Annotated in this window: 1 protein-coding gene; it reads right to left on the minus strand. The window is 50.2% G+C overall.

What is annotated here, in order from left to right; genetic code table 11:
• Positions 1 to 33 precede the first annotated feature (33 nt).
• Complete coding sequence (gene tuf, locus CWI78_RS12875) at positions 34 to 1218, minus strand: elongation factor Tu (protein WP_126783200.1); 1185 nt, start codon at positions 1216 to 1218, stop codon at positions 34 to 36.

A 1218-nucleotide genomic window follows, 5' to 3' on the forward strand; every position in this document is an offset into this window, starting at 1 on the left:
CAAAGCCGGGCTCTTAAAATCAAACGGACTGCATTAGTCCATGATTTTTGATACGACGCCTGCACCTACGGTACGGCCACCCTCACGGATAGCGAAACGCAGACCTTCGTCCATTGCGATTGGAGCAATCAAATCAACAACGAATTTCAGGTTATCACCAGGCATGACCATTTCTACGCCTTCCGGCAATTCTACGGCACCAGTTACGTCCGTTGTACGGAAGTAGAACTGTGGACGGTAGCCTTTAAAGAATGGCGTATGACGGCCACCTTCGTCTTTGCTCAGTACGTATACTTCTGCTTCGAACTTCGTATGCGGAGTAATTGTACCCGGCTTCGCCAGTACCTGACCACGCTCTACTTCGTCACGCTTCGTACCACGCAGCAACGCACCGATGTTCTCGCCTGCACGACCTTCGTCAAGCAGCTTACGGAACATTTCTACACCAGTAACAGTAGTCTTGGTGGTGTCTTTCATACCAACGATTTCACACTCGTCGCCTGTGCGCACAATACCGCGCTCTACACGACCGGTAACAACGGTACCACGACCTGAAATCGAGAATACGTCTTCGATTGGCATGATGAACGGCTTATCGATGTCACGCTCTGGCTCTGGAATGTAGTTATCCAGCGCGTCCGCTAACTCAACAATTTTCTTGCTGTACTCTTCGTCGCCTTCCAGCGCTTTCAGTGCTGAACCTTGAACTACCGGCAGGTCGTCGCCCGGGAAGTCATATTCTGACAACAGTTCACGAACTTCCATTTCTACCAGCTCTAACAGCTCTTCATCGTCAACCATGTCACATTTGTTCATGAAGACTACGATGTAAGGAACGCCTACCTGACGTGAAAGCAGGATGTGCTCACGTGTCTGTGGCATTGGGCCGTCTGTTGCTGCTACCACCAAAATAGCACCGTCCATCTGCGCCGCACCGGTGATCATGTTTTTTACATAGTCAGCGTGCCCTGGGCAGTCTACGTGTGCGTAGTGGCGAGTTGGCGTGTCATACTCAACGTGTGACGTTGAAATTGTGATCCCACGCTCTTTCTCTTCTGGCGCGTTATCGATGGCTGCGAAGTCTTTCGCCGCACCACCATAAACTTTTGCCAAAACAGTTGTAATAGCAGCAGTTAGTGTTGTTTTACCGTGGTCAACGTGACCAATGGTGCCGACGTTTACGTGCGGCTTCGAACGTTCAAATTTTTCTTTAGACAT

The sequence above is a fragment of the Idiomarina ramblicola genome, from assembly GCF_003987255.1.
Lineage (GTDB): Bacteria > Pseudomonadota > Gammaproteobacteria > Enterobacterales > Alteromonadaceae > Idiomarina > Idiomarina ramblicola.

Coding starts and splice junctions, on each gene's coding strand:
- tuf (WP_126783200.1), bottom strand. CDS start 1,218: ATGTCTAAAGAAAAATTTGAACGTTCGAAGCCGCACGTAAACGTCGGC.